Consider the following 25,121-nt stretch of genomic DNA (forward strand, 5'->3'; position numbering starts at 1 on the left):
AACACTCTTTTCTGTCATCCAAGGTAACCGTTCACAGGTTTCCACTTAATTTTTCAATCTCACTCATGGAGAGGCCAGTAAACTGACCTTACCCAGAAAAAGTGGAGAGAAAGAAAGGAGTTTTTTCGGGTAAAATAAAATTTTGGAGGATTAGAAATGGTAAGAGAATATACAGCAGAATTCAAATTGGAAGCTGTTAAACTGGCAAATGAACAAAGAAAGGCAGGTCAAACAATTACAAAAATAGCAAAGAATTTAGGAATAAAGGGTGGTTTATTAGGAAAATGGATAAAGAAACACAACGAAAAAAAGTCGGCAGCAGATGCATTTCCAGGTAGAGGTAACATGGCTCCTTACGACAAAGAGAGGTTTGATTTACAAAGCAAGAGTAACAAGGGAAAGAGACATTTAAAAAAAAGCCCTGGCCAGTCAAAAAGAGTAAAATATTTTTTTATATAGTAACTGCTATAAAGTACAGGAATTATGTAGGATTTTCTGCTAGTGGCTACTATAAGTGGACCACAAGAAAAATAAGCAGTAGAGAATCAGCAAATAAAGAGCTACTCGAAGCTATTCAAAAAATATATCAAGTTTCTAAATGTAGATATGGAGCTCCTAAAATTCATGCTGAATTGAAGGCTTTGGGTAAAAGTTGCAATTTGAAAACGGTGCAAAGTATTATGCAGAAAAATGACATCAGGGCTATACTGAAAAGAAAGTTTAAAATTAAAAAACAACAAACAGATAATAGAGCTGTAGCTCCCAATATACTAGATCAAAACTTTATTGTTGATCAACCAAATAAAGTATGGGATTACTTACATCAAAACCAAGGAGGGATGGCTATATTTGGCAGCAATAATTCTCACGTATGGTAGTTAATGAGTAGTGCAATAAATAAACAATTGGTTATGAACTCTTTATTAATGGCCATTAATAGGTGTAAACCTGTTAAAAATCTACTGCTGCACAGTGACCAAGGTTCACAATATACTGCGCAAGGGTATCAATATCTCTTAGCTGTAAAGAATATAGATGAGTAATAAAGGCTGTTGTTACGACAATTCTGTTGCAGAAAGCTTCTTTAGCTCATTGAAAAGAGAAATACTTATTGATACTTCACAACACTCTGCTCAACAAACTAGAACTGCAATATTTGAATACATAGAAATTTTTTATAACAAACAACGTCACTATTAACTATTGCATTCCAGAACAATTTGATGCATCATTCTTTTTGTAAAAAACATTCCACACTTTCTCTCCACTTTTTCTGGGTAAGGTCACTGACTCAATACCCAGTCAATATCCTTTCCACCAGTTCTTTTACTGCCGGTACGTAGCCATTCTCATAAAATGGATCTTGCTTAAATTTGTACACATTGTGCCCGGAAAACATGAGTTCGTTCTCAATATCACCATCGTGTATAACGTTTTGCAGTGTTTTTTGTATGCAAAAACTACGCGGATCTGGCTTTCGTCCTGTTGAATGGTCACCATGATCTTTCCAATTGCTAAACAAACAATGACTTAAGCATCCCATACAATTGATTTGATCTTGTCTTATCTCTGCAAACCTGCCTGGCGTCACAAAAATAACAGTTGTATCTGGAGTTTTCATTGCTTTTGTATACCCTGCTTTAGTCCATGTATTTGCCAGTTCTTTGTCTTTTGCAGTAAGGTAGATCTTTCTACCTCTGCTACCCATTGCAAATTCATTATTAAATTCTTCGCTAGCATTTTCTGAAAACTTTATTTGACGTGAATTCCGTTCCTGCAACTCACGTATGAAGTTATTTTTTACTGCAGATGAGTAAAACCCTGTTGGACTGAATTTATTTAAAAATACATCACCTTCTTCTAAAGTGAGTAGCTTCTTTTTCCACTCTGCAGAAATTGGGCTTTCTTTCGTCAAAAGTGGACGAGTGCCAAACTGAAAAGCTATTGGTCCAATTTGCAGATTGTCAAACCAATGTTCCCAATCTTTCAAATGCCACACTCCTCCTGCCATAACAATTGGTGTTTCTGAAAGACCGATCTCGTTCATGAAAGATCTAAGCTCTGCAACTCTTTCAAATGGAGCCTGTGGTAGCTCTGGGTCTTCACTGTTACTCAGTCCATTGTGCCCTCCAGCAAGCCATGGATCTTCATACACTACTCCACCAAGCAAATAGGAAGATATTCTTTGGTAAGCACGCTTCCATAATGCTTTAAAAGCACGCACCGATGAGATAATAGGGTAATAATAAACCTGATATTTAGCTGCAATTTCTCCAAGCCTATAAGGCATACCAGCACCGCAGGTAATACCATGAATCAAACCTTTCGCTCCTTCTAATATGCCATGAAGCACGCGTTCTGCTGCTCCCATCTCCCAAAGTACATTCATGTGTATTCTTCCATGACCTTTTGATATTTCATTTGCTATTCTTGCCTGACTAATTCCAGCTTCAATACTATACTCAATCAATTCACTATGCTTTTCATTTCTTGTTTTGCCTTTATAAATTAGTGGCACTAACTCGCCATTATCATCAATAAGCTTAGCATTTGCACCAGAAAATGTACCCACAGCATCTGCTGCAGCAAATGCTCCGCTTGATCTTCCATCACTAACTGCAATGCCTTTGCCGCCCTCGATGATTGGCCACACTTCCTTTCCTGAAATTACTATCTTTTTTATCTTATTTTTCAAAACTTCCTTGCAATCTTTCACTCTATTTTACTTAATTACTAAAAAAATGATAGCTGTTTATTTTTTCTTGTATCATTAAAGCTTCTATAGCTACTCATGCTGTTGTAGTTTGAGAGCAGTTCCCATCGGAAGGGTGTCATTCCAGTGCTTGACACTGGAATCCAGTTTTTGATCAAAAATGTTGCTATAGTGCACAATCAATTTTCCTGGATCCCAGTGTCTGGGCACTGGGATGACACCATAGGGGGCTACTTGGATGACAGGGGAGGGAGGCTGCTGGGATCCTGACAACCGTCATCCCGCTGCTTGTTAGCGGGATCTAGAGATACCGCGGCGGTATGACGTAGAGCTACGTGTTTAGGTTTAATGAATCCACTATATCTTTTACTTGAGAAAAAACATACTCTTTGCTTACACTGGTATCGATAATAAAGTCACTCATCTTCCTTTTCTCCTCAATAGATAACTGAACATCGGAGATTAGATTAAGCTTTTCTTTATCTATGTTGCGTTCGTTAAGTCTTTGAGCTTGCACAACGCTATCTGCATGAACAAAAACAATAAGGTCGCAATATAAATAAAATTTTGTTTCTAATAGAAGTGGCACATCTAAAACTAAAAGTTTTCTATCGATCTTTTTTTCCTTGGCAATAAAAAATTCTAATTCACGCAGCACAGCAGAGTGAACCAAAGATTGAAATTGTTTCCAATTTTCATCGTAGGCTAAGAAATATTTAGACAGTACTGTTCTATCTATTTCACCATTTACTACCACTCCAGGAAAATTTTTCTCTGCATAACTTATTATGCTTTTATCCACTTTATAAAGTTGGTGTACAACAGAATCAGCATCAAATACAACAGCACCAAACTCTTGAAAGCAATTAGCTACAAAGCTCTTTCCTACCCCAATTCCGCCTGTTAGACTTATAATCATATAACAAAATACATTCGACTTCTTTTGAAACTATAGCTAAGGTTTCTCTATATATATTAACTAGATTTTCTAGATCCCAGTGGGCTTTGTTGCATAGCAACTGAAAAAATCTGGTGGCTACTGACAAAATTCATTATAAAATAGCCATTTAACCTTGAAAGAAAAAATATGCCACAAAAAATGAGGGTCAGTAACCATAGCGAATATAACAAATTTCTAGAAAAAAGAGGAAATATTTTTCATTATATCAACGAAGCCATAGAAAAGTGGTACGAGAATGGTCCAAAAATACCAGGTGGCAACAATATTTATAGCGATAAAGTTGTAATTTTGGTGCACATAATAACTTGTTTATTTAGAATAGGCCTGAGGCAAACAGTTGGGTTTATAGCAGGATACCTTGAGCAAATTGGGAAAAATTTGCAAGTTATCAGCTATTCACAATCATCAAGAAGGTTTAAGAAACTCAATATTAAGATCAATGATTGCAGAATTGATAAAAATAATATGGAAGATATCGAAATTACTATAGACAGTACAGGAATTAGTATATACAACAACACTCCTGGTCATAGCAAAGAAAATAGCGAAGATAGAAAGTATCGCAGCTATGAACAGACAAGAAAATTGCATGTAATGTTGAATACAAACAGCAAAAAAGCCATAGCTGTAAAATACAGTAACGGTGTCTACTCTGATCACTATGGAGCTTGTGATTTGCTAAAAGAAGTCGATTTTCAGTATGTCATAAAAGTACTATATGCAGATAGGGCATATGACAGAGAAAAGCTCTATAAGCTGTGTAATCAATATGGTATAAAAACGAAAATTCCTCCGAAAAACAACGCAGCAGAGCATCCAAAATTGGATTATATGCTTGATAGAAATGCCGCTATTCAGTTAATGAAATTACATGGTGAGAATGGTATAAAAAGATGGAAAGAAGAAGTAAATTACGGAAAAAGATCGTATATTGAAGGATTTTTCTCAAGGTTGAAGCGAATATTTGGGTTTAGTTTTAGGAGCAAATCTGAGATTAATCGTGAGAAGGAACTGCTACTCAAGTGTTATTTGCTTAACAAATTTACTGAAATAGGCATGGCTAAGTTTGAGATAGCTTCATGAATTTATTGTACGTTACCTACTATCCGAAGAGCGATGCAACAAAGCCATCCCAGTGTCAAGCACATAACTATACGAACATTGCAATTTGTAGGTGGTGTCATCCCAGTCTGGGATCTAGCTTTTTGGTAATTTTATCGAAAATGTTTGCTCGTTTACAATCAATTTTCCTGGATCGAAGTAGTCAAGGCACTGGGATGACACCCTACTTAACCGTCATACCGCCGCGGTATCTCTTAGCCACTAACACGTAGCGGGATGACGATTGTCGATAAATCTAAGTTACTTTAGCAACAGTTATTCTCCACTAAATTACTCTGAATTTTGGTTATATTATTTGCGGATTTCACTGCTGAAATCTCAAATTTTGAGCTTGTGTTCAAGAATGATTCAACTGACCTGCCAAAAAAATCATATCTCCATCCCTTGAATAATTTATCTGTCTGTCTAGATATTGACCCGGTTAACTCATCTTTTGAAGAAACTAATTTCCTTGATATGTTACTTTCTTTACATTTACTATCTAAAATAATTGAGAGTATATCAAGTACAGATTTATCATAATTACTCGATAAGGTGTTGTTTTGCTGCATCCAATTTCTCTCATTTTCATTAAAAATATTCACAAACTCTAGTAAATCCGCATCTTTTATATTTTTTGTATTCCTCTTGAGATCATCTAAAATCTCATCAACATGCTCTACATTTTTTTCAATAAAATCAGCTATTACAGCATTATTGATTATTTTATTACGGTTCATATTATAGCGCTGTGCTAAGGTTTCTTGCCACTCACTAACTGCTTTAACAGTTAGTATCAATCTTGGATTTACTTCATAATTAAATTTAATCCTCTTCCATGCATCTTTTGGGCTATGTAAATACTTATTTATATCAACTATTGATTCCATCTCTTCTTGAAACCAACCCATCCTATTATTTTCTTCAAGTTTATTGCACAATATTTGGTATAGGTCATATAGGTGTACCACGTCGTTTACTGCATAATCTAACTGATCTTCGGACAACGGACGCCTTAACCAATCTGAATTTTTAGCTTTAATTTTATTCAGTGCTATTCCTTGATATTGCTCCACTACTTTTGAGTAACCAATAAAGTCATGATAATAATGACAAAACATAGCGGCAACTTGGGTATCAAAAATGGGAGTGGGAATACATTTAAATACAGTGAGTAAGGATTCTATATCCTGCCGGCAGCTATGAAACACTTTGGTTGTCCCCTGATTTAGCATTATTTTCTTAATGAATGATAAATCAATTTCTGGCACTAATGCGTCTACAATAAAACTCTTCTCTCCGTAAGAAATTTGAATTAACGATAATTTTGGGTAGTAGATTAAATTATTTCTAATGAACTCCGTGTCAACTGCTATAAATTTTGGCTTTTTTGCTATCAACCCCTCACATATGTCCTCCAGCTCCGACGTTGTATTAATTAACATATGTTTTTTATTCAGTGGTTCTACTTTACCACTTATATTAAATTTTTGCAATTAATGACTTCTTGCAGAACTTTCTATCACTCATTGGCATAACACAAATAGCCTTTTCCATCCCAATCCCAGTGCTTCCTTCTCCTGTCATCCAAGTAGCTGACACTGGGATCTAGAAGACTTAATTTCAACCAAGTGGCTGCATAATAAAGGCTGGATTCCAGTGCCAAGCACTGGAATGACAGCACTCTACGTCATACCGCCGCGAACTGTCATAACGCCGCGGTATCTCTAGATCCCGCTGCGGGATGACGATTGTCGTTTAGCTATAAATATTAAGAAATTTACCGAATAAAAAAAAGGCAAAAGAAGCCCTGGGGTTATTATCCGCTTTAAAATATTGGCGTTTTTTATGTTTTAAACGCTTGACAAGCAAGATTAAGCTGCTTTTAATTGCAACTAACTTACGCTGCAAATGTTTAAGAAATTTACTAAGTAGAAAAAAAGACAAAGAATCCCCGAGTTAGCTAGTCTTTTACTATCTCTGTCGAGTATTGGCATTTTTTGATGTCTTGTAACGCTTTATAAGCGCGTTCAGCTTATTTAGATAAAAATCTAGATGTAGATGAAGTTTTGTAAAGACATACAGTATCTATATACTGCAAAAAATTGAACATAAGACGCCGATACATTAAGTAATCCTTACCTTTTAATCTGCAGATTGGCGAAAGCAAATACAATAGCTTCACTATCATGATAAGGGAGCTGGCGAAGGGTGTCAAGTAAGTTTTTCGTTTCTATAGCTACTACCACGATTGTATAGGTAATTCTTCACTTATAATAATGATTCAAGCCTTCAGCTCCTCAAACACTTCACTTGCTCTATTTAAAACAGAATCAGGAAAACCAGCAAGTTTTGCCACATGTATTCCATATGACTCATCTGCAATGCCTTCAATTACTTCATGTAGAAAGATAACCTCTCCGTTCCACTCTCTTATTTTTACACAAAAACATTTCACGTTCTTCAAGTATTTGCTTACTTTAGTTAATTCATGATAATGAGTTGCAAAAATGGCGCGGCACTTATTTACATTGTGAATATGTTCAATCACCGCCTGTGCAATAGATAATCCATCATACACCCCTGTGCCCCTACCAATTTCATCAAGTATCACCAAGGAACGGTCCGTTGCCTGATTTACTATCGTTGCTGTTTCGATCATCTCTACCATGAAGGTAGAATAACCAGCTGTTATATTATCCGTTGCGCCAACCCTGCTGAATATCTTGTCAATCACTCCAATATGTGCACTCTCTGCTGGCACAAATGACCCCATGTGAGCTAAAATTGCAATGAGAGCGTTTTGCCTCAAGAAAGTGCTTTTTCCAGCCATATTAGGACCAGTAATTAGATGTATACCAGCTAAATTGATGCTATTTGCAATGAATTTATCGTTAACTTCAACCACTGGATGTCTTCCGCTACAGATATTGAACTCTTTGCTGTCATCAATAATGGGTTTTACGTAATTATTTTGCACTGCAAGCTCTGCAAACGCGGTTCTAATATCAAGTTTTGCCAAAGCATTTGCAGCAAGAGCAATTTTTTCAGACTCTTTAGCAATTTCACTACACAGTTCACTAAAAATTTTCATTTCTAAGCCGATTGCAGCATCACGTGCCGTAAGAATTTTATTTTCTAGTTCTTTCAATTCATTAGTAGTGTAGCGCATGCTATTTGCTAAGCTTTGTCTATGAATAAATATATCCGAAGTTATTTTGTGATTTGCCGACACTTCAACGTAATAACCGAGTATGTTGTTATGTAATATTTTAAGTGCGGCAATACCAGTTAGGTCGCGATAAGATTCACGGAGTTTGGTTATTAGTTTATTACTATTATTTAATACATAGGATAACTCAGATAATTCTGAGTTGTATTTTGAGTGAATAAATCCTCCTTCTTTCACGGAACTGAGGTTATTATCGAGTATAGCACTATTTAACAGTTCAAATAGGTCTTTATGATTGCCAAGGCTTTTATGTATTGTGCTGAGTTCACTCTCGTCTGATTTTACTGTTATTCCAGCGCGTGACGCTGGCTGGATCTCAGTTTGGATGACATATTGTTGTGGGAGAGATCCATTTTCACCTGATTCAATTTTACATAAGAACTCAGACAATTCTAAAGTCTTTCCTAGGCCTATTTTCAATAGGTTCATATCCTTTGGTGAACCACGCCCTAGTATTAAGCGCGATAAAGACCTTTCAATATCCGGAATGTTAGATAATATCTCTCGTATTTTTCTGCGTGGCTCATGATTATTTACAAAAAATTGAGCGGTGCTGAGCCTCAAATTGATTGCCTTGGAGCAAGCAAGGGGTGAAGCGAGCATTTGTTTGAGCAGGCGTCCACCAGAGGCTGTAACTGTGTGATCAATAACTGAAATTAGTGAACCTTTCTTTTCACCAAATTGAGTTGAAAATAACTCAAGATTTCTCCTTGCTGAAGCATCAATAAGCATGAAATTTTGTTGCTTATAGGTTTTTGGGAATTCAAGCCTTGGAATGGAGCCCCTTTGTGTTACTCTGACATATTCAAGCAGTGCACCGCACGCCATGATCTCTACTTTGCTGAAATTTCCTATACTCCCAAGTTCCCTGATTTTATAAAACTCGCATAACGTTCTGTGAGATTTACTATACTCAAAAAAACTCTGGGCGTGTTGTGTAATTGATATTTTATAGTTTTTTAAAATCGATCTAATTTTTTCGTCCTCAGTGAGTTTTTCAGAAATTAATAATTCTCTTGGTGATATACGCAACAAATCACTATCTAGAGCTTTCAAACTCGTTAAAGTGTGAAAAAATTTTCCCGTCGATAATTCAAGCCAACTAATAGCATATTCGTCATTTTGTTCAACTATGGACGCGAGATAATTATTGCTTTTATCCTCCAGTAGTGAATCTTCTATAATTGTACCTGGAGTTACAACTCGCACTACATCACGTTTTACTATGGATTTATAGCCCCTCTTTTTTGCTTCATCAGCAGTTTCTAATTGGTCACAGATTGCTACTTTGAATCCTAAATCTATTAGCTTGTGTAGGTAAGATTCACTACTGTGTGCTGGCACTCCACACATTGGTATTTCTTGCCCACACGAATTACCTCTCTTAGTGAGCACTATATTCAGCAATTTCGCAGCTTTAATAGCATCATCGAAAAACAATTCATAAAAATCTCCTAGCCTATAAAATAGCAGATGATCTTTGTATTGAGCTTTCAGGTTCAAATACTGCTCCATCACAGGGGTGTTTTTTTCTTTTACGAAGCTCATAATATTTTTTAATATATTGTATTGATAAACGTTATTATAGATTATATTGCACATGTGAATAACATAAATTTTAAATAGGTGTATAGAGGGGAAAATTTAAAACAATTAAATTTCTTGGATCCAAGTAGTCAGGACACTTGGATGACATAAAGAGTAGGAGTATTTGATGACAAAAAAACAAAAAACGCAGTTGTCATTCCAGCGCGTGACGCTGGAATCCAGAATATCCTAATTACAAGGTTTATTATTTAGTTTGAAAAATACTATAGCTTTTTCTATGTAAGTTGTTGCCCTTCTTTATCATTTTTACCATTTGCAGCACCAACAGATATTTCAGAGCTAACAGAGCTAACAGTGCTAATAGTTTTTTCTATCGCTTTAGCCTGTTCATAGTCTTGACTCAAAAAATACATGGCCAGCCCAACAGCTATACTAGCAACAAGAACAGATGCTATCATTACACCTAGTATCATACCACCAGAAAGACTTACTGCAACATACACACCAGCTCCAAGTACAACACCAAGAAAACCACCAATCATTATGCCAGGCACTAAACTGCCTATCATAGCGCTTTCTTTTTTCGTATGAGCTTGTTTTTTCATACTTTTAATAAGCACTTCTTTTGTTTTTCCTTGAGCTAAATCTGAAGGAATTTTATTATCCGCGTTTTGTATCAAAGGATTTGCACTATATGTAACAAGAAGGGTGGTTATTTCTTCAGTTTTATTACCTATAACTGCATGATGTAGTAATGTATTTCCCTCTTCATCTTTAAAGTTTATATGAGTACGAAATTCTTCATCTAGATTTCTTATTGGGTTGTTTTTTGCATATATCCCAGATTGTATTGCTCTATCTAAGCATTGTATCACTTGTTCTAGTGATTGCTCGCCAGGATTTTGTATAAAATGAAGCAGAATTTCGTGTACTATCGCTTCCTTTGTAGTTTTTGGGCATCGTAAAGCGTAATTAAATGTCTGTGTAGTAATAACTTCTTCTTTTCTTTTTTTAAGAACAACCCTTAAATCTTCAATCGCCTTTTCACCATCTTTTATTCCAAGAATTATTGAATCCAAATTATTTATCATGCTATCCTCCTTGGTTTGATTGCATTACTCATTAATAAATAATATAATAAATCCTGCTAAAAGTCAAGCAATTAATTAATAAGTTAATATAATCCTCCAAAAGGAGCTCCTTACTTTTTGTTCAGCATGTCCATTGGATCAGACTCTTTAAGCTTGCTGTTTGCTGAATTTATTCATCACAATAGCTACAATGTGCTATCGAAGTTCTCTGTAATCTTAGTTGGTTCTTCTAGAATATTCAAAATATCAGTTGCACAATAAACCCGATCTCTCTTTCCTTGAGAAGTTTGTGAAACGATGCCTAAATCTTCAAGCTTTACGATTGCTCTTTGGGCTGTTGTAAATACGACACCTAAGTTTTCAACCACTTTCCTTATAGTAAAGTAAGGGTTTAAAGACTATTAACTAAATCATTGTCCCATTCAAATTTTGGTGGCAAGGGGCTTGGTATAAATGCCTGATAACCAGCGAATACTTTGCCTGATGGTGATCCTTTAATATACATTCATTCAACCGAGCACACTATTTTTATAGTATATATTATTTTCAAATAAAGTCAAAAATGAAAATAAGGCTTTATCTTATTTGCGTGCATGAAAATAAGAAACTCTCTTATTATTGATTTTGCTCAAAAACGAAAATAGAAGAAGCTGCTGAACTTTATATATCCTGTTTTTCTGGAGAACTGCTATAAAACTTCTGAGTGAAGTCACTTAATTTTTACACATCTATTGTAGAGTAAGAAGAACCGAATTTGAAACAAAAATGCTAACTGATGCTTGGACTTTACTGACACTTACACTACTTGAAACTATACTTAGTGTAGACAATTTAATCTTTATTTCTCTAGCAATAGATAAGGTACCAAATGCGCTGAGAGAAAGAGTGCGCCTTATGGGCCTTGGATTAGCACTATTAATGCGTTTTGTAATACTATTTTTTACATCATCTATATTATCAATGCAAAAACCTATATTTCACACTGCATCAGCAAGGGATTTACTTATGATCGCAGGGGGATTATTCCTTATTGTTAAGAGCTCTATGGAGTTACGGGATGACATCTTTGTATGTAAGAAAAATAAAAAGAAAGCAAACGTTAAATCAAAATTTTTTTTAGTTGTGCTACAAATTATATTAATAGATTTAGTTTTTTCGGTTGATTCGATATTAACTGCTATAGCACTAACTTATAACATGGTAATAATTGCTACAGCATTTACATTTTCCATGCTAGCAATGCTGTTTTTATCAAGTTATACCGCCCAGTTAATCAAATCTAACCCAGGGTTAAAAATAATCGCCATTTTATTTATTTTACTTGTCGGTGTGTACCTCATACTTCATGGATTTCATATAGAATTACCAAAAGGATATTTGTATTCTTCATTTATGTTTGCACTGCTTGTGGAAATTATAAGCAAAATAAAGAAAATTAACCGTCATACCGCGATTCATTCGCGGTATCTCTAGATCCAGCTAACAAGCAGCGGGATCTTTTTGATTTACTCCCACTCAATAGTTGCGGGTGGTTTAGAAGTGATATCATAAACAACTCTATTTACTCCGGGAACATTATTAACAATTATACTGCCGACATTGCGTAAAAAATCCCAAAATACTAGCAAGTGTTGATCCTTATCTTCAAATGGAAATGCATCGGCTGTCATACCATCAGATGATGTTACAGCCCTTAAAGCACAAACATATCCATACGTACGACCATCTCCCATAACGCCTACAGTTTTTATTGGTAATAATACAGCAAAAGCTTGCCATATCTTATCATATAGATCGTAATTTTTCATCGTATTAATATATATTTCATCTACTTCTTGCAATATTTGCACCTTTTCTTTATCGACTTCACTTATAATCCTCACTGCAAGTCCGGGTCCAGGAAATGGATGTTGAAATATTATCTCGTCTGAAAGCCCAATTTCTTTTCCAAGTAGCCTTACCTCATCTTTAAAGAGGTAACGTAAAGGCTCCACTAACTTCAGATTCATCTTTTCTGGCAACCCACCAACATTATGGTGAGACTTAATTGTACTAGTGTTGTCTGAGGCATGCCCTGACTCAACTACATCAGAGTAGATGGTACCTTGCATCAAAAAATCCACATCACCTATTTTTTTTGCTTCTTCTTCAAACACTTCAATAAAAGTGTTACCGATAATTTTTCGCTTTTCTTCTGGATCAGTTATTCCCTTCAACCTACTCAAAAATAAATTTGATTTATCAACGTAATTTATCGGAATCTCTTTCAACATAGCGATGGTTTGGTTCTTGCGTAACAACCCAGTATCGATAAAAATACAGTTCAATTGTTTTCCTATAGCTTTATGTGTGAGAGCCGCTGCAACGCTTGAATCAACCCCACCACTTACTGCAGCGATTACTTTTTTCTCTCCTACTACATTTTTGATTTTTTCCTTTTGCTCCTCAATAAACGACTTCATTGTCCAGTCTCTTTTGCAATTTGCAATATCCAAGAAGTTAGAGAGCAATTTACTGCCATTTGTTGTGGGCTTAACCTCAGGATGGAACTGAGTACAGTAAATCTTCCGCTGTTCGTTGACAATCATTGCAATTGTTTGATTTATCACACCTGATGCGATAACAGTAAATCCCTGTGGTATAGTATCAACACTGTCCGCATGGTTCATTAATACATCCACTTCAGAATTAACATCCCAGGTATCCTTTACAATGGGGGATTCTTTTAGTATCTTGATTTTAGTTCTACCAAACTCCTGTTTGAAACTCTCTTTTACTTTTGCTCCAAAATAATGACAAATGAGTTGCTGTCCATAGCATATTCCAAGTATAGGAACGTTTGTTGCCTCATTAAGTTTTATAATTTCATGTACTACTCTACTTGTTTCAGAACAATCATCATTTACAGATTGTGGTCCTCCAGAGAGAATAAACCCATTGAATTTTGATATTGTTTCAAAACTGATGTTGCTTGGAAATATCTCACAATAAACACCCATTCCTCTTACTTGTCTTGCGATAAGCTGTGTAAACTGTGAACCAAAATCAATAATGGCAATTGCTGACAATTTGCTCCTCCATATTATTTAAAATGATATCTGATAATAAAGAAAATAATGGAGTAAGTAAACCAAGACCTGTTTAAAAGCTTTAACGCGTGGTACAAGTTAGCTATATAGCTAATTTTCCTACACCATACCGCTGCGGCGCTAACTAGTAGCGGAATGACAGCAATCTACGTCATACCGCCGCAGTATCTCAGCCGCTAACAAGTAGCGGGATTATCTTCATGCTGCCACGAACCGTCATACCACCGCGAACCGTCATACCGCGATTCATTCGCGGTATCTCAGCCGCTAACAAGAGATCCCGCTAACAAGCAGCGGGATGACGAGGTTATCGTCATGCCACCGCGAACCGTCATACCGCGATTCATTCGCGGTATCTCGGCAATAGATCCCGCTAACAAGTAGCGGGATGACGATTGTCGTTTAGCCATAAATGTTTAAGAAATTTACCAAATGAAAAAAAAGGCAAAAGAAGCCCCGTAGTTGGCTAATTACTTACATTATACTTTCAAGTATGGCGTTTTTTTATTCTAAACGCTTAATAACCGCGACTCAGCTGCTTTTAAATGCAACTAACCTTAGCTATAAATGTTTAAGAAATTTACTAAACAGAAAAAAGGCAAAAGAAACCCTAGGGTAGCTAGTTATTCACTATCCATTTTTTAAGTTGGCGTTTTTTTATGTTTTAAACGCTTTATAAGCGCGTTTCAGCTTATGTAGGTAGAAGTTTGATAAAGACATAAGGTGCACATAGTGCAAAAAATTAAACATGAGACGCCAGATACGTGAGTTTTTTTGTCATTTAATCTGTACAGAGAAGATAAATAAATAGCTTCAATTTTATGATAAGAGGGCTGGCGGAGTTTGTCAAGAAAGTTTTTTCGTTTCTATTCCCAATAAAAGTGCGTTATATGGTTATGCAAGAAGTCTATTTACCCATTTGCTTAACTTTCTCTCTACTTTTTTGAGTAAGGCCGCTATTGGCATGACAGACATTCATCGTAGTCAATATCTGTTTTTTGTTGCAATATTTCACTTTTTTTGAATATGTCATGCGAGACCTTATCGGCTCTCTGCATTGATTGTGATCTGCAGTAATATAAGCTCTTCAATCCTTTTTTCCAAGCAAGCATGTGTATTTTGTGCAAGTAACGTTTATGTACGTTGGCAGGTAAGAACAGATTTACTGATTGAGATTGACAAATATACGAAGTTCTATTACTTGCATGTTCTATAATCCATCTTTGGTCAAGCTCGTACGCTGTTTTAAATGTCAATTTTTCATGCTCACTAAGAAAATCTAAATGCTGAACGGAACCCTCGTTTGTTGAAATTGAAGACCATATTTTATCATTGTCTTGATTTTTTTCTGCTAATAGTTTTTGTAAGAATTTATTTCGCACTACAAATGAGCCTGTAAGTGTCTTTTGTATGAATACGTTTGCTGCGTATGGTTCTATTCCAGGGGAGGTATTACCTGCAATAATGGAGATCGAGGCAGTAGGAGCAATAGCGAGTTTGTGTGTAAACCTTTCCATTAGATCAACTTCTTTGGCATCAGGACATGCTCCCTTTTCTTCTGCTAATTTTTTAGAAACTATATCTGCTTGCTCGCGTAAATACTTAAATATTTTTTTATTCCATTGTTGTGCTGTTACTGATTCAAAAGGAACCATTTTGCTTTGTAAAAATGAATGAAAGCCCATCACACCAAGACCAATACTGCGTTCTCTGGCTGCAGAATATTTTGCTCGCTGCATTTCATTCGGTGCTTTATTTATGAAATCTTCCAATACATTATCAAGAAAGCGCATTATATCTTCTATGAAGAGTTTATTGTCTTTCCATTCTTCGTAGTACTCAAGGTTTACGGATGATAGACAACATACAGCAGTGCGTGACTTATTCAGGTGATCATAACCTGTAGTTAAAGTTATTTCACTGCATAGATTTGACATCTTGATGTCTAAGTTGAGCTTTTTGTAAGATTCTGGCTTATTGTTATTTGTTGCATCAAGGAAAATAATGTAAGGTTCTCCAGTTTCAACTCTTGCTGTTAATATTTTGATCCATATATCCCGCGCTTTTACAATTGAAATAACCTTATTGTTGTGAGGGCTTATTAAATTCCATTCTTGATCATTCTCAACAGCCTGCATAAATTTATTTGTTACTATTACAGCATGATGTATATTTAACGCTTTGCGATTTGGGTCACCGCCTGTTGGCTTGCGCAAATCCAGAAACTCTTCTATCTCCGGATGAGATACAGGAAGATAGACTGCTGAACTTCCTCGCCTTAGGGATCCCTGACTAATTGCAAGCGTTAGAGCATTTTGCACTACAATAAATGGAACAATTCCTGATGTTTTGCCGCTACCCTTTACGCTTTCGCCTATTGAGCGTAAATTTCCCCAATAACTACCTATGCCTCCTCCACGTGCAGCAAGCCAAACATTTTCGTTCCATAGATCAACTATTCCCTGCAAGCTGTCTTCGGTTTCATTAAGAAAGCAAGAGATAGGTAACCCTCTCTTAGTGCCACCATTGCTGAGTATTGGTGTTGAAGGCATGAACCACAAGTTGCTCATGTAGTCATAAAGACGCTGCGCATGTTCTTTATTATCAGAATAGTAATTAGCAATACGTGCAAAGAGGTCTTGATAACTTTCATTTTCTATTAAATACCTGTCTGATAGAACTGCTTTTCCAAAGTCGGTTAATTTGCTGTCCTTTGCGTAATTAATGGTAATGTTATTCATAAAATTCCTTTTATTCTTTTATTATATATAGATACTTAAAAGTCATTTTGAGCGATTTTTAAGTTAGGTTTTTCGGATTTTCTTGTTGATGCTGTAATGCAAACAAGATACCGTCAACCTGACTGCCATATATTTTACAGTAACTCATATAACTTATTTGCATATTTATTTCTTTTGCAACATGTTGAACATAACTTTCTGAGTGACGAAAATAGTCTCCTTTATTTACAAAGTCAATACCTTCACCTTCCTTTCTTCTTATTAAACATACAATAACTCCTTTTTTGCTCGTAGATCTTTTTGCTAATTTCAATTCTTCTTGAAAGTCATGTAGATAATGTAGCACTTCAGCAAAGATAATTACATCATACTGCTGGTTTTTCTCTTGTTTAAGAAACTCTTTCATTTCCATATGTATTAATTCATTGTAAACAGGCTTACCTTTTATAAAGCATCCTCTTGCGATATTTAGCATTCTACTTGAAATGTCAATTCCTGTTATGTGGTTTCCAATACTATTTATTTTTAAGAAATGACCACATATTCCAGTCCCACAACCAAGGTCAAGTATATTGAGCTCAGAAGTGGAGTTGTTGAAGATTTTTGTAATTATCATGTGTACAAGTTCATGCCCTCTATATTGTTTGGCAATCAACCAATGCTCAACAAAATATTCACCTGTGTAATCAAAATATTGTCTTATGAGGTTTTTTGGCAATTCTGTAATAAGCGCTGAGTTTGTCATTTTTTTTATATAGTAAGACGCCTCCTCGTGGTCATTATCTAATTTTAGTGTCCTTGTTAAATAATTATAAGCTTTGTTAGTATTCCCTACCGCAAAATGACACCTTCCGATGTTATACCAGACTATAGGTAAATGGGGGTAAAATATGCTAATTAACCAAAATCGTAACTTTGCATCTGATATGCTACCTTTATAAAAGTGATATAAACCGATTTCAATGTTGGTGTTTAACAGGTTCTTAGATTTTTTAAGAAGCACTGTCATTTCTTTATGAAGAGTATTATATTTATTCACAATGAAGTGTTTTACTTTCTTAATATTTAATACGCCAATGAGCTTAGACATACAATTTAAAGCAACGTTTTTTATAAAAGAGAGATTACTTTTCATACGTTAGAAATACTCCGAATGTTTATTATCATTTTTAGGCAATTGATTTTAACACATTTTATCTTACAAAATATCTTTTTTATTAATTTTTACTGTATATATAAGTTTACCACATATTTCTCAGATTATACTGTTTAGGATTGCTAGTATATTGTTGTTGATAATATAAGTAAATGTTTTGTGCAAAAAGGCGTTGACATATTATTTATTAGGTTATAATATATAAAAGATTAATTTAGTTTTTAGATGTTTGACAAGTTTTATGGTAGAGATTAATTTAATCTCAATTCAATTTTAATAATATTTAACTCTGCATATTCTGCATATAGTCGGATAAATAAATTATTAAGAGCACTTGATGGATGCCTTGGCGTTAAGAGGCGATGAAGGACGTGGCAGGCTGCGATAAGCTGTGGGGAATTGTCAACAAATTTTGATCCGCAGATTTCCGAATGGGGAAACCCAACTAGTTTAGCTAGTTATTACGTACTAAGTATGTAAAGCAAACTTGGTGAACTGAAATATCTAAGTAGCCAAAGGAAAAGAAATCAACCGAGATTCTGTTAGTAGTGACGAGCGAAAGCGGAAAAGGCTAGTGATTTAAGAATAAGAATTAGAATACTCTGGAAATAGTAACCATAGAAGGTGATAGTCCTGTATAAGTAGAAAGTTTTTAAATCCTTGAGTAGAGCGGGGCACGTGAAATCCTGTTTGAATATGGGGGGACCATCCTCCAAGCCTAAATACTCCTTAACGACCGATAGTGAACAAGTACCGTGAGGGAAAGGTGAAAAGAACCCCGGGAGGGGAGTGAAATAGAATCTGAAATCAAGTGCTTACAAACAGTTGGAGCTCTATATCAATTTATTGATATTTAGAGTGACAGCGTACCTTTTGCATAATGGGTCAGCGAGTTAATCTATGAAGCAAGCTTAAGCCGTTAGGTGTAGGCGTAGCGAAAGCAAGTCTGAATAGGGCGTTTTAGTTTTATGGATTAGACCCGAAACCAAGTGATCTAGTCATGACCAGATTGAAGGTGTGGTAAAACACACTGGAGGATCGAACCAGTTAATGTTGCAACATTATTGGATGAGTTGTGATTAGGGGTGAAAGGCCAATCAAACTTGGAAATAGCTGGTTCTCCGCGAAATCTATTTAGGTAGAGCGTTGTATGTATGTTGTTGGGGGTAGAGCACTGGATAGACTAGGGGGATTCACCGTCTTACCAAATCTAACTAAACTCCGAATACCAACAATTAATTATACAGCAGGCACACTACGGGTGCTAAGTCCGTGGTGAAGAGGGAAACAACCCAGATCACTATCTAAGGTCCCAAAATTACAGCTAAGTGGGGAAGGAAGTAGAAAAACCATTACAGCTAGGAGGTTGGCTTGGAAGCAGCCATCCTTTAAAGAAAGCGTAACAGCTCACTTGTCTAAATAAGTTTTTCTGCGCCGAAAATGTACCGGGGCTAAAGCTGTATACCGAAGATGTGAGTGCTTATTGATTTCGATCAATAGGCGCGGTAGCGGAGCGTTCCGTAAGTCTGTGAAGGTGGTTTGTGAAAACTGCTGGAGATATCGGAAGTGAGAATGCTGACATAAGTAGCGTAAAAGAGTGTGAAAAACACTCTCACCAAAAATCTAAGGGTTCCTACGTTAAGTTAATCTGCGTAGGGTTAGTCGGTTCCTAAGGCGAGTCCGTAAAGGAGTAGTCGATGGCAATTAGGTTAATATTCCTAAACCTCTTAAGTGTGACGGGTTTCGTATTTGTATAGATCTTATTGGATTGATCTATGCTTAAAAGAAGCTCCAGGAAATAGCACTTATATTTATGAGGCCGTACCGCAAACCGACACTGGTGGATGAGTAGAGTATACTAAGGTGTTGAAAGAATGATGTTGAAGGAACTCGGCAAATTATACCTGTAACTTCGGAAGAAGGGTAACCTGCTTTTAGGCAACTATGAGTAGGTGGCACAAAATAGGGAGTAGCGACTGTTTACTAAAAACACAGGACTCTGCAAACACGTAAGTGGAAGTATAGGGTCTGACGCCTGCCCGGTGCTGGAAGGTTAATAGGAAGGGTGCAAGCTCCGAATTGAAGCCCCAGTAAACGGCGGCCGTAACACTGACGGTCCTAAGGTAGCGAAATTCCTTGTCGGGTAAGTTCCGACCCGCACGAATGGCGTAACGATTTCTCCACTGTCTCCAACATCACTTCAGCGAAATTGAATTCCCCGTGCAGATGCGGGGTACCCGCGGTTAGACGAAGAGACCCCGTGCACCTTTACTATAGCTTTACATTGCTATTAAAAGTGTGATGTGCAGGATAGGTGGGAGACTTTGAAGTTATGGCGCTAGCTATAATGGAGTCAACCTTGAGATACCACCCTTTACACTTTTGATATCTAACTATGTTTCATTATCTGGAACTAGGACATTGTATGGTGGGTAGTTTGACTGGGGCGGTCGCCTCCTAAAAAGTAACGGAGGCGTGCGAAGGTAAGCTAGAGCTGGTCGGAAATCAGCTTGATAGTATAATGGCATAAGCTTGCCTGACTGCGAGGCTGACAAGCCAAGCAGAGACGAAAGTCGGTCATAGTGATCCGGTGATTCTGTATGGAAGGGTCATCGCTCAACGGATAAAAGGTACGCCGGGGATAACAGGCTGATGGTGTTCGAGCGTTCATAGCGACGACACCGTTTGGCACCTCGATGTCGACTCATCACATCCTGGGGCTGAAGAAGGTCCCAAGGGTTCGGCTGTTCGCCGATTAAAGTGATACGTGAGTTGGGTTTAGAACGTCGTGAGACAGTTCGGTTTCTATCTGCCGTGGGTGAAGGAAATTTGAGAAGGTCTGACTCTAGTACGAGAGGACCGAGATGGATATACCTCTGGTGTACCAGCTGTTATGCCAATAGCATCGCTGGGTGGCTATGTATAGATGGGATAATTGCTGAAAGCATATAAGCAAGAAACCCTCTTCAAAAAGATTTCCCAATTAAGGCCGTGGAAGACTACCACGTTGATAGGCTAGGTGTGGAAGCATGGTAACATGTGAAGCTAACTAGTACTAATAGCCTGATTGATTTATTTGCTTTCTATATGTGTGTATGCAGTGTTAAATATTAAGTTAAAATTGTTAAGTTAGAAATTTTTATTGACTTGGTGGCTATAGCAAAAATGAACCACCCGATCTCATCTCGAACTCGGAAGTGAAACTTTTTAGCGCTGATGGTACTTGAAAAGGGAGAGTAGGTCGCCGCCAAGTTTATAAAAATTTCTTTGTTAATTAGACAGTAGGTATACTTATATTTTAACTTTCTTGTTTTGTTACTATTCTTTAAGTTTTTACTTTAACCACGATATCTTTTTTTTCTTATATGTTCTTGGTCATTTTCTACATTATTTAGCATTGTTCCTACTTCCCCTAATTGATTCCCTTTTGAAGGAGAATTACTGATTTCTGGTAATATTACATTACTTCCCACTTTTTTAAATAATTCTTCTTGTTGGCGAAATGCTGACCTCCAATCTGTTCCTGTTCCTTTAGGAAGAAATAAGAATTGATACATCTGACCAAAGCCTGTGTTATTTACCTCTTTTATATGCTCTACCATTCACCACACCCATTAACTATTTTTAAAAATTTTACCTATATTATCATAAAAAATATAGTTGTAAATACCTTAATTGAGATTTTTTTTTATTTTATCTTTTTTAAGCAAATAGTTAGATCTTTTTGTAAGTTTTTATAACTTGCTTGCATAATGTTTCTATGAGTTAGTATTATGTAGTAGTGCCCTATATTACTTATATTTAAAATGCTAATTTTAGCAAGCATTCGTAGTTGCCTTTTTATTTTATTTCTTTTTGCTGCTTTTCCGGTTTTTTTACTGATAGCCAGACCTACTCTAATAGTATGAATGTACTTTTCAGGTTCTCTTTCTTTTATAGCGTACAGTGATATATAAAGCCCACGATAAAAAAGACTGTTGAGTGCTAACTTATTTTTGAAAGCAGAAGAAAAATCTTTTTTTTTATACTTACTATGCGCATAATTTGTTACACCCTAATGAACGGCGCCTATTAAGGATTTTTCTTCCAGCTCTTGTTGCCATACGTGAACGAAATCCGTGTCTGCGCTTTCTTATCAAATTTTTTGGTTGAAATGTTCTCTTCATTGTTTTTATATTAATATAATTATTTATTTTAAATTGTTTTACTTTATTGTCAAATAATGGTGAACTTGTATGACATTTTCGTAGAATAAAATTTGATGCATGGAAGAATGAATTCGGTGATAGTCATACCTGTCTTACTAATCCTTTTATTTTGTTTTAGTAGGTTTCAAGAAGTAAATAAGGTTAAATCTTATCTATATCTTAGTTGTGTATGGATGCTAACTTGGTTGTTAGTATTCTATAATAATTGTTTTGTAACTTTTATTTCTATAGCGTTACTTTTTTTCATGCTTGCTTTTATCTTTAAAAATAAAAGAAATAAGATAATAAAACTTTCGTTATTTGTGGCTTTGGCCATATCATTTTTTATCACTTTATTTATAATGCTGTCTATTTTTATTCAATCCATTAGTTTTTTTAATAAAGTAGCTATTTCAGAATTCTTGTTTTGCTTGAAATGGGGCCACAATGTAGTCACTATCAATGAAGAGAAGATAGGATGTTTTGGTATAGCGCCGCTTTTAGTTGGTACATTACTTATAACTATTATAGCAATGTTAGTTGTCGTTCCGCTTGGTTTATTTTCTGCAATATATATTAGTGAATATGCGAGTGAGAAAGTGCGTTATATTGTTAATACAACTTTGCAAGTTTTGTCTGCTATTCCTACGGTTGTATATGGATATTTCGCGGTTGTGTTTTTGTCTTTCTTTATAAAGCAGGTAGCAAATTTTTTTGGTTTAAGTATACACTCAGAAAGTGCCTTAGTTGCCGGTTTATCGATTGGGATAATGATTCTTCCTTTTATTATTTCTTTACTCGAAGATGCCATAAGATCTGTTCCAAAAAGCTTGCGTTATGGCTTCATGGCACTTGGTGCAACTCCAGCGGAAACTATATGGCATATAACAATACCTTATGCAATGCCTACAATTTTAAGTGCAATTTTATTGTCAATTTCAAGAGTGATAGGTGAAACAATGATTGTGCTAATGGCTGTGGGAATCAACGCAAATTTGACTTTTAACCCTCTTAATTCAGTTACTACCATTACCGTGCAGATCGCTACATTACTTACCGGAGATCAGGATTTCAATAGTGTACAAACTCTTGCTGCTTATGCGCTTAGTTTAGTATTGTTTATTATTACTTGGCTATTAAATGCGTTTGCATTGTTTGTAATGAAGCGTAACTAGTAAGCGTTTTAATGTTGCAAAATTTCTATTAATAATATAAAATTTATTTTCTTTAGAAGTTCTTTTATGGAATTATAGTGTTAGGTGATAAAAATAAAGAGATGAATATAGGTAGAGCGATTAAGGTAACTCAAGCAGTTGTTGATATAAAATTTGAAGGTGAATTGCCTAAAATATTTAATGCTTTAAAAAGCAAACTAAAATATAAGGATAAGGAGCTGGTTTTAGAAGTTTCGCAGCATATAGGTGACAATATAGTTCGTTGTATTGCTATGGATAGCACAGATGGCATGTCAAGGGGGGATGAATTTGTTGATACAGGTGCACCAATATCGGTGCCAATTGGGCGTTCAACTTTAGGAAGGATTTTTAATGTTGTTGGAGAGCTTATAGATGAGTGTGGTCCACTGAAGGGAAAATATAACTTAGAGCCTATACACAGAGCACCTCCAAGTTTTACTGAACAGAGAATACAGGAAGAAGTTTTAGTTACGGGAATAAAAGTTATAGATCTTCTTGCACCTTATCTTAAAGGAGGAAAAATTGGCTTATTTGGTGGAGCCGGTGTTGGTAAAACAGTCCTAATAATGGAATTAATTAATAATATAGCAAAAGCTCATAAAGGATTTTCTGTGTTTGCCGGGGTAGGGGAGAGAACGCGTGAAGGTAACGATCTTTATCACGAGATGATCACTTCAAATGTAATAAATATAAATGAGCATGAAAAATCTCAAGCTGTTTTGGTTTATGGTCAGATGAATGAGCCTCCTGGAGCAAGGGCTAGAGTTGCTTTAACAGCACTTACTATGGCAGAGTATTTTCGTGACCGTGAAAACCAAGATGTTCTATTTTTTGTGGATAATATCTTTAGATTTACACAAGCTGGTTCTGAAATTTCTGCTTTACTTGGAAGAATACCGTCAGCTGTTGGTTATCAGCCAACCCTTGCAACTGATATGGGTGCAATGCAAGAAAGAATAGCTTCAACAACTTCTGGCTCTATTACTTCTGTGCAAGCTATATATGTTCCTGCGGACGATTTAACTGATCCAGCTCCAGCAACTACGTTCTCTCACCTTGATGCCACCACAGTGTTGTCAAGGCAAATAGCTGAAATGGGAATATACCCTGCTGTTGATCCACTTGATTCAACTTCTCAGTCTTTATCTGCTGAAATCATTGGTGAAGAACATTATAAGGTAGCTTCTGAGGTGAAACGTATATTGCAAACTTATAAATCACTGCAAGATATTATCGCAATACTTGGTATGGATGAGCTATCTGATGAAGATAAAATTATTGTTGATAGGGCTCGTAAGATTCAGAAATTTCTTTCTCAACCTTTTCACGTTGCAGAAATATTTACTGGCATGCCTGGTAAATTTGTTTCACTTTCTGATACTGTTTCCAGTTTTAAAGGGATTGTTGAAGGCAAATATGATCACTTACCAGAGGCTGCTTTTTATATGGTGGGGAATATAGATGAAGCAATAAAAAAGGCTGAATTAATACAAGCTGAAGCTAAATAAAAGTTAAAGATTATGAATACTTTTAAAGTGCAATTTTTCTCTCCTGATGATCAAATTTCATTCAGTGGAGTGGTTTCTCTTTCAGTAACTGGGCTCGAAGGGGAGCTTATGATTTTAGCTCACCATGCTCCTTACTTAATTTATTTATTGCCTGGTATGATTACTGTTAAAATGAGTAACCAAACAGAAAAGAAAGTTGTAATTGATAGTGGCGTATTAGAAGTTGCAAGTAATAATTGTAGCATTATAACAAGTCAAATTCAGGTTTTTGATCGTGCAATTCATGATGAGAAATCGTTTAAAAATAAGAGAATTAGTATATACTTAAGTTATCTTGATGAGAAGTTTCTTTCTTAGTTATTTTAGGCAAAAAGTCAATTATCATTCAAGTGGCTATAAGATTTTTGCTCAGGGGGCTCTTTTTTGTCATCCCAGAAACCCCGGGGTGTCATCCCAGTGTCGGAGTACTTTAGGTGTATGATCCCAGAGTGTGATGGTATGGGACCATACACCTAATCAAATAAAAATTAAAGAAGGAGAGTTGGTTGTAACGGTTGGAGATAACGACTTTGTTTTACCTGGAATTTACGTTGGATAA

Annotated in this window: 18 protein-coding genes, 2 rRNA genes and 2 pseudogenes; 9 read left to right on the plus strand and 13 right to left on the minus strand. The window is 35.9% G+C overall.

The annotated features are described in order from the left end of the window. Nucleotides 1–156 precede the first annotated feature (156 nt). Nucleotides 157–1,243: pseudogene (locus OOK97_RS07575) on the plus strand (IS3 family transposase). Between the two features lie 48 nt (nucleotides 1,244–1,291). Here OOK97_RS07575 and OOK97_RS02830 read toward each other — a convergent pair. Together OOK97_RS02830 and coaE are read right to left on the minus strand one after the other, a co-directional pair. Further along, on the minus strand, nucleotides 1,292–2,695 hold the full coding sequence (locus tag OOK97_RS02830) for an NAD(P)H-dependent flavin oxidoreductase (RefSeq protein WP_264705575.1): 1,404 nt from the start codon (nucleotides 2,693–2,695) through the stop codon (nucleotides 1,292–1,294). Between the two features lie 349 nt (nucleotides 2,696–3,044). After that, on the minus strand, nucleotides 3,045–3,632 hold the full coding sequence (coaE, locus tag OOK97_RS02835) for a dephospho-CoA kinase (protein ID WP_006280338.1): 588 nt from the start codon (nucleotides 3,630–3,632) through the stop codon (nucleotides 3,045–3,047). A 168-nt stretch (nucleotides 3,633–3,800) separates the two neighbouring features. Here coaE and OOK97_RS02840 point away from each other — a divergent pair, with 168 nt between their 5' ends. Continuing rightward, complete coding sequence (locus OOK97_RS02840) at nucleotides 3,801–4,757, plus strand: IS5 family transposase (protein WP_253303449.1); 957 nt, start codon at nucleotides 3,801–3,803, stop codon at nucleotides 4,755–4,757. Next, nucleotides 4,754–5,008: a hypothetical protein gene (locus OOK97_RS02845; protein WP_264705576.1), complete on the plus strand. Its 255-nt coding sequence runs from the start codon at nucleotides 4,754–4,756 to the stop codon at nucleotides 5,006–5,008. Before OOK97_RS02840 ends, OOK97_RS02845 begins: the two co-directional genes overlap by 4 nt. Before the next feature lie 33 nt (nucleotides 5,009–5,041). On the opposite strand, the gene OOK97_RS02850 is transcribed toward OOK97_RS02845, so the two are convergent. The 4 genes from OOK97_RS02850 to OOK97_RS02870 all read right to left on the minus strand — a co-directional run bounded on the left by OOK97_RS02850 (nucleotide 5,042) and on the right by OOK97_RS02870 (nucleotide 11,014). Continuing rightward, entirely contained in the window at nucleotides 5,042–6,220 is a 1,179-nt protein-coding gene (locus OOK97_RS02850; RefSeq protein WP_264705653.1) for a ribonuclease D, read from the minus strand. An 839-nt stretch (nucleotides 6,221–7,059) separates the two neighbouring features. Next, nucleotides 7,060–9,555, minus strand: coding sequence for a DNA mismatch repair protein MutS (mutS, locus tag OOK97_RS02860; RefSeq protein WP_264705577.1), 2,496 nt, complete (start codon nucleotides 9,553–9,555; stop codon nucleotides 7,060–7,062). A 275-nt stretch (nucleotides 9,556–9,830) separates the two neighbouring features. Beyond that, on the minus strand, nucleotides 9,831–10,646 hold the full coding sequence (locus OOK97_RS02865; protein ID WP_264339309.1) for an ankyrin repeat domain-containing protein: 816 nt from the start codon (nucleotides 10,644–10,646) through the stop codon (nucleotides 9,831–9,833). A gap of 185 nt (nucleotides 10,647–10,831) precedes the next feature. Continuing rightward, on the minus strand, nucleotides 10,832–11,014 hold the full coding sequence (locus OOK97_RS02870; RefSeq protein WP_006279522.1) for a hypothetical protein: 183 nt from the start codon (nucleotides 11,012–11,014) through the stop codon (nucleotides 10,832–10,834). Nucleotides 11,015–11,411: 397 nt separating this feature from the next. On the opposite strand from OOK97_RS02870, the gene OOK97_RS02875 reads away from it, so the two are divergent. Next, nucleotides 11,412–12,119, plus strand: a complete 708-nt coding sequence (locus OOK97_RS02875; protein WP_038199715.1) for a TerC family protein — start codon at nucleotides 11,412–11,414, stop codon at nucleotides 12,117–12,119. Nucleotides 12,120–12,151: 32 nt separating this feature from the next. On the opposite strand, the gene guaA is transcribed toward OOK97_RS02875, so the two are convergent. The 4 genes from guaA to OOK97_RS02895 all read right to left on the minus strand — a co-directional run bounded on the left by guaA (nucleotide 12,152) and on the right by OOK97_RS02895 (nucleotide 17,611). Continuing rightward, nucleotides 12,152–13,714, minus strand: a complete 1,563-nt coding sequence (gene guaA, locus OOK97_RS02880) for a glutamine-hydrolyzing GMP synthase (protein ID WP_151807741.1) — start codon at nucleotides 13,712–13,714, stop codon at nucleotides 12,152–12,154. 281 nt (nucleotides 13,715–13,995) lie between these two features. Beyond that, nucleotides 13,996–14,145 (minus strand): hypothetical protein, encoded by a 150-nt coding sequence (locus tag OOK97_RS02885; protein WP_264705578.1) that lies wholly within the window; start codon nucleotides 14,143–14,145, stop codon nucleotides 13,996–13,998. Nucleotides 14,146–14,691: 546 nt separating this feature from the next. Beyond that, on the minus strand, nucleotides 14,692–16,476 hold the full coding sequence (locus OOK97_RS02890; RefSeq protein ID WP_264705579.1) for a ribonucleoside-diphosphate reductase subunit alpha: 1,785 nt from the start codon (nucleotides 16,474–16,476) through the stop codon (nucleotides 14,692–14,694). Nucleotides 16,477–16,534: 58 nt separating this feature from the next. Beyond that, on the minus strand, nucleotides 16,535–17,611 hold the full coding sequence (locus OOK97_RS02895) for a methyltransferase domain-containing protein (protein ID WP_264705580.1): 1,077 nt from the start codon (nucleotides 17,609–17,611) through the stop codon (nucleotides 16,535–16,537). Nucleotides 17,612–17,946: 335 nt separating this feature from the next. On the opposite strand from OOK97_RS02895, the gene OOK97_RS02900 reads away from it, so the two are divergent. Together OOK97_RS02900 and rrf are read left to right on the plus strand one after the other, a co-directional pair. After that, nucleotides 17,947–20,712, plus strand: a 23S ribosomal RNA gene (locus OOK97_RS02900). 66 nt (nucleotides 20,713–20,778) lie between these two features. Next, nucleotides 20,779–20,885: ribosomal RNA gene (rrf, locus tag OOK97_RS02905) — 5S ribosomal RNA — on the plus strand. Nucleotides 20,886–20,970: 85 nt separating this feature from the next. Here rrf and OOK97_RS02910 read toward each other — a convergent pair. The 3 genes and pseudogenes from OOK97_RS02910 to rpmH form a co-directional block, all read right to left on the minus strand. Beyond that, nucleotides 20,971–21,234 carry a hypothetical protein gene (locus OOK97_RS02910; RefSeq protein WP_012673084.1) on the minus strand — a complete coding sequence of 88 codons (264 nt, stop codon included), beginning with the start codon at nucleotides 21,232–21,234 and terminating at the stop codon, nucleotides 20,971–20,973. 86 nt (nucleotides 21,235–21,320) lie between these two features. Beyond that, nucleotides 21,321–21,596 (minus strand): annotated as a pseudogene (rnpA, locus tag OOK97_RS02915) (ribonuclease P protein component); the annotation flags it as partial. Between the two features lie 67 nt (nucleotides 21,597–21,663). Further along, the gene (rpmH, locus tag OOK97_RS02920) at nucleotides 21,664–21,798 is read right to left on the minus strand and encodes a 50S ribosomal protein L34 (protein ID WP_006279898.1); all 135 of its coding nucleotides are present in this window, start codon (nucleotides 21,796–21,798) and stop codon (nucleotides 21,664–21,666) included. A gap of 107 nt (nucleotides 21,799–21,905) precedes the next feature. Between rpmH and pstC the strand changes: the two genes are divergently transcribed. From pstC to OOK97_RS02935, 3 genes are all read left to right on the plus strand, one after another. Continuing rightward, nucleotides 21,906–22,994, plus strand: coding sequence for a phosphate ABC transporter permease subunit PstC (gene pstC, locus OOK97_RS02925; RefSeq protein ID WP_038199744.1), 1,089 nt, complete (start codon nucleotides 21,906–21,908; stop codon nucleotides 22,992–22,994). Between the two features lie 101 nt (nucleotides 22,995–23,095). Continuing rightward, nucleotides 23,096–24,523 (plus strand): F0F1 ATP synthase subunit beta, encoded by a 1,428-nt coding sequence (atpD, locus tag OOK97_RS02930; protein WP_012673086.1) that lies wholly within the window; start codon nucleotides 23,096–23,098, stop codon nucleotides 24,521–24,523. A gap of 12 nt (nucleotides 24,524–24,535) precedes the next feature. After that, on the plus strand, nucleotides 24,536–24,880 hold the full coding sequence (locus OOK97_RS02935; RefSeq protein WP_065095371.1) for a F0F1 ATP synthase subunit epsilon: 345 nt from the start codon (nucleotides 24,536–24,538) through the stop codon (nucleotides 24,878–24,880). The last annotated feature ends 241 nt before the right edge of the window (nucleotides 24,881–25,121 follow it).

Source organism: Wolbachia endosymbiont (group A) of Gymnosoma rotundatum (assembly GCF_947250765.1).
Lineage (GTDB): Bacteria > Pseudomonadota > Alphaproteobacteria > Rickettsiales > Anaplasmataceae > Wolbachia > Wolbachia pipientis.

Excerpts from the sequence above, each read along its gene's own strand:
- rpmH (WP_006279898.1), bottom strand. The coding sequence starts at position 21,798 with ATGAAGAGAACATTTCAACCAAAAAATTTGATAAGAAAGCGCAGACAC.
- OOK97_RS02935 (WP_065095371.1), top strand. The coding sequence starts at position 24,536 with ATGAATACTTTTAAAGTGCAATTTTTCTCTCCTGATGATCAAATTTCA.
- mutS (WP_264705577.1), bottom strand. The coding sequence starts at position 9,555 with ATGAGCTTCGTAAAAGAAAAAAACACCCCTGTGATGGAGCAGTATTTG.
- coaE (WP_006280338.1), bottom strand. The coding sequence starts at position 3,632 with ATGATTATAAGTCTAACAGGCGGAATTGGGGTAGGAAAGAGCTTTGTA.
- OOK97_RS02845 (WP_264705576.1), top strand. The coding sequence starts at position 4,754 with ATGAATTTATTGTACGTTACCTACTATCCGAAGAGCGATGCAACAAAG.
- OOK97_RS02875 (WP_038199715.1), top strand. The coding sequence starts at position 11,412 with ATGCTAACTGATGCTTGGACTTTACTGACACTTACACTACTTGAAACT.
- OOK97_RS02895 (WP_264705580.1), bottom strand. The coding sequence starts at position 17,611 with ATGAAAAGTAATCTCTCTTTTATAAAAAACGTTGCTTTAAATTGTATG.
- OOK97_RS02865 (WP_264339309.1), bottom strand. The coding sequence starts at position 10,646 with ATGATAAATAATTTGGATTCAATAATTCTTGGAATAAAAGATGGTGAA.
- OOK97_RS02840 (WP_253303449.1), top strand. The coding sequence starts at position 3,801 with ATGCCACAAAAAATGAGGGTCAGTAACCATAGCGAATATAACAAATTT.
- OOK97_RS02885 (WP_264705578.1), bottom strand. The coding sequence starts at position 14,145 with ATGGCTAAACGACAATCGTCATCCCGCTACTTGTTAGCGGGATCTATT.
- OOK97_RS02910 (WP_012673084.1), bottom strand. The coding sequence starts at position 21,234 with ATGGTAGAGCATATAAAAGAGGTAAATAACACAGGCTTTGGTCAGATG.
- OOK97_RS02890 (WP_264705579.1), bottom strand. The coding sequence starts at position 16,476 with ATGAATAACATTACCATTAATTACGCAAAGGACAGCAAATTAACCGAC.
- atpD (WP_012673086.1), top strand. The coding sequence starts at position 23,096 with ATGAATATAGGTAGAGCGATTAAGGTAACTCAAGCAGTTGTTGATATA.
- OOK97_RS02850 (WP_264705653.1), bottom strand. The coding sequence starts at position 6,220 with ATGTTAATTAATACAACGTCGGAGCTGGAGGACATATGTGAGGGGTTG.
- pstC (WP_038199744.1), top strand. The coding sequence starts at position 21,906 with ATGAATTCGGTGATAGTCATACCTGTCTTACTAATCCTTTTATTTTGT.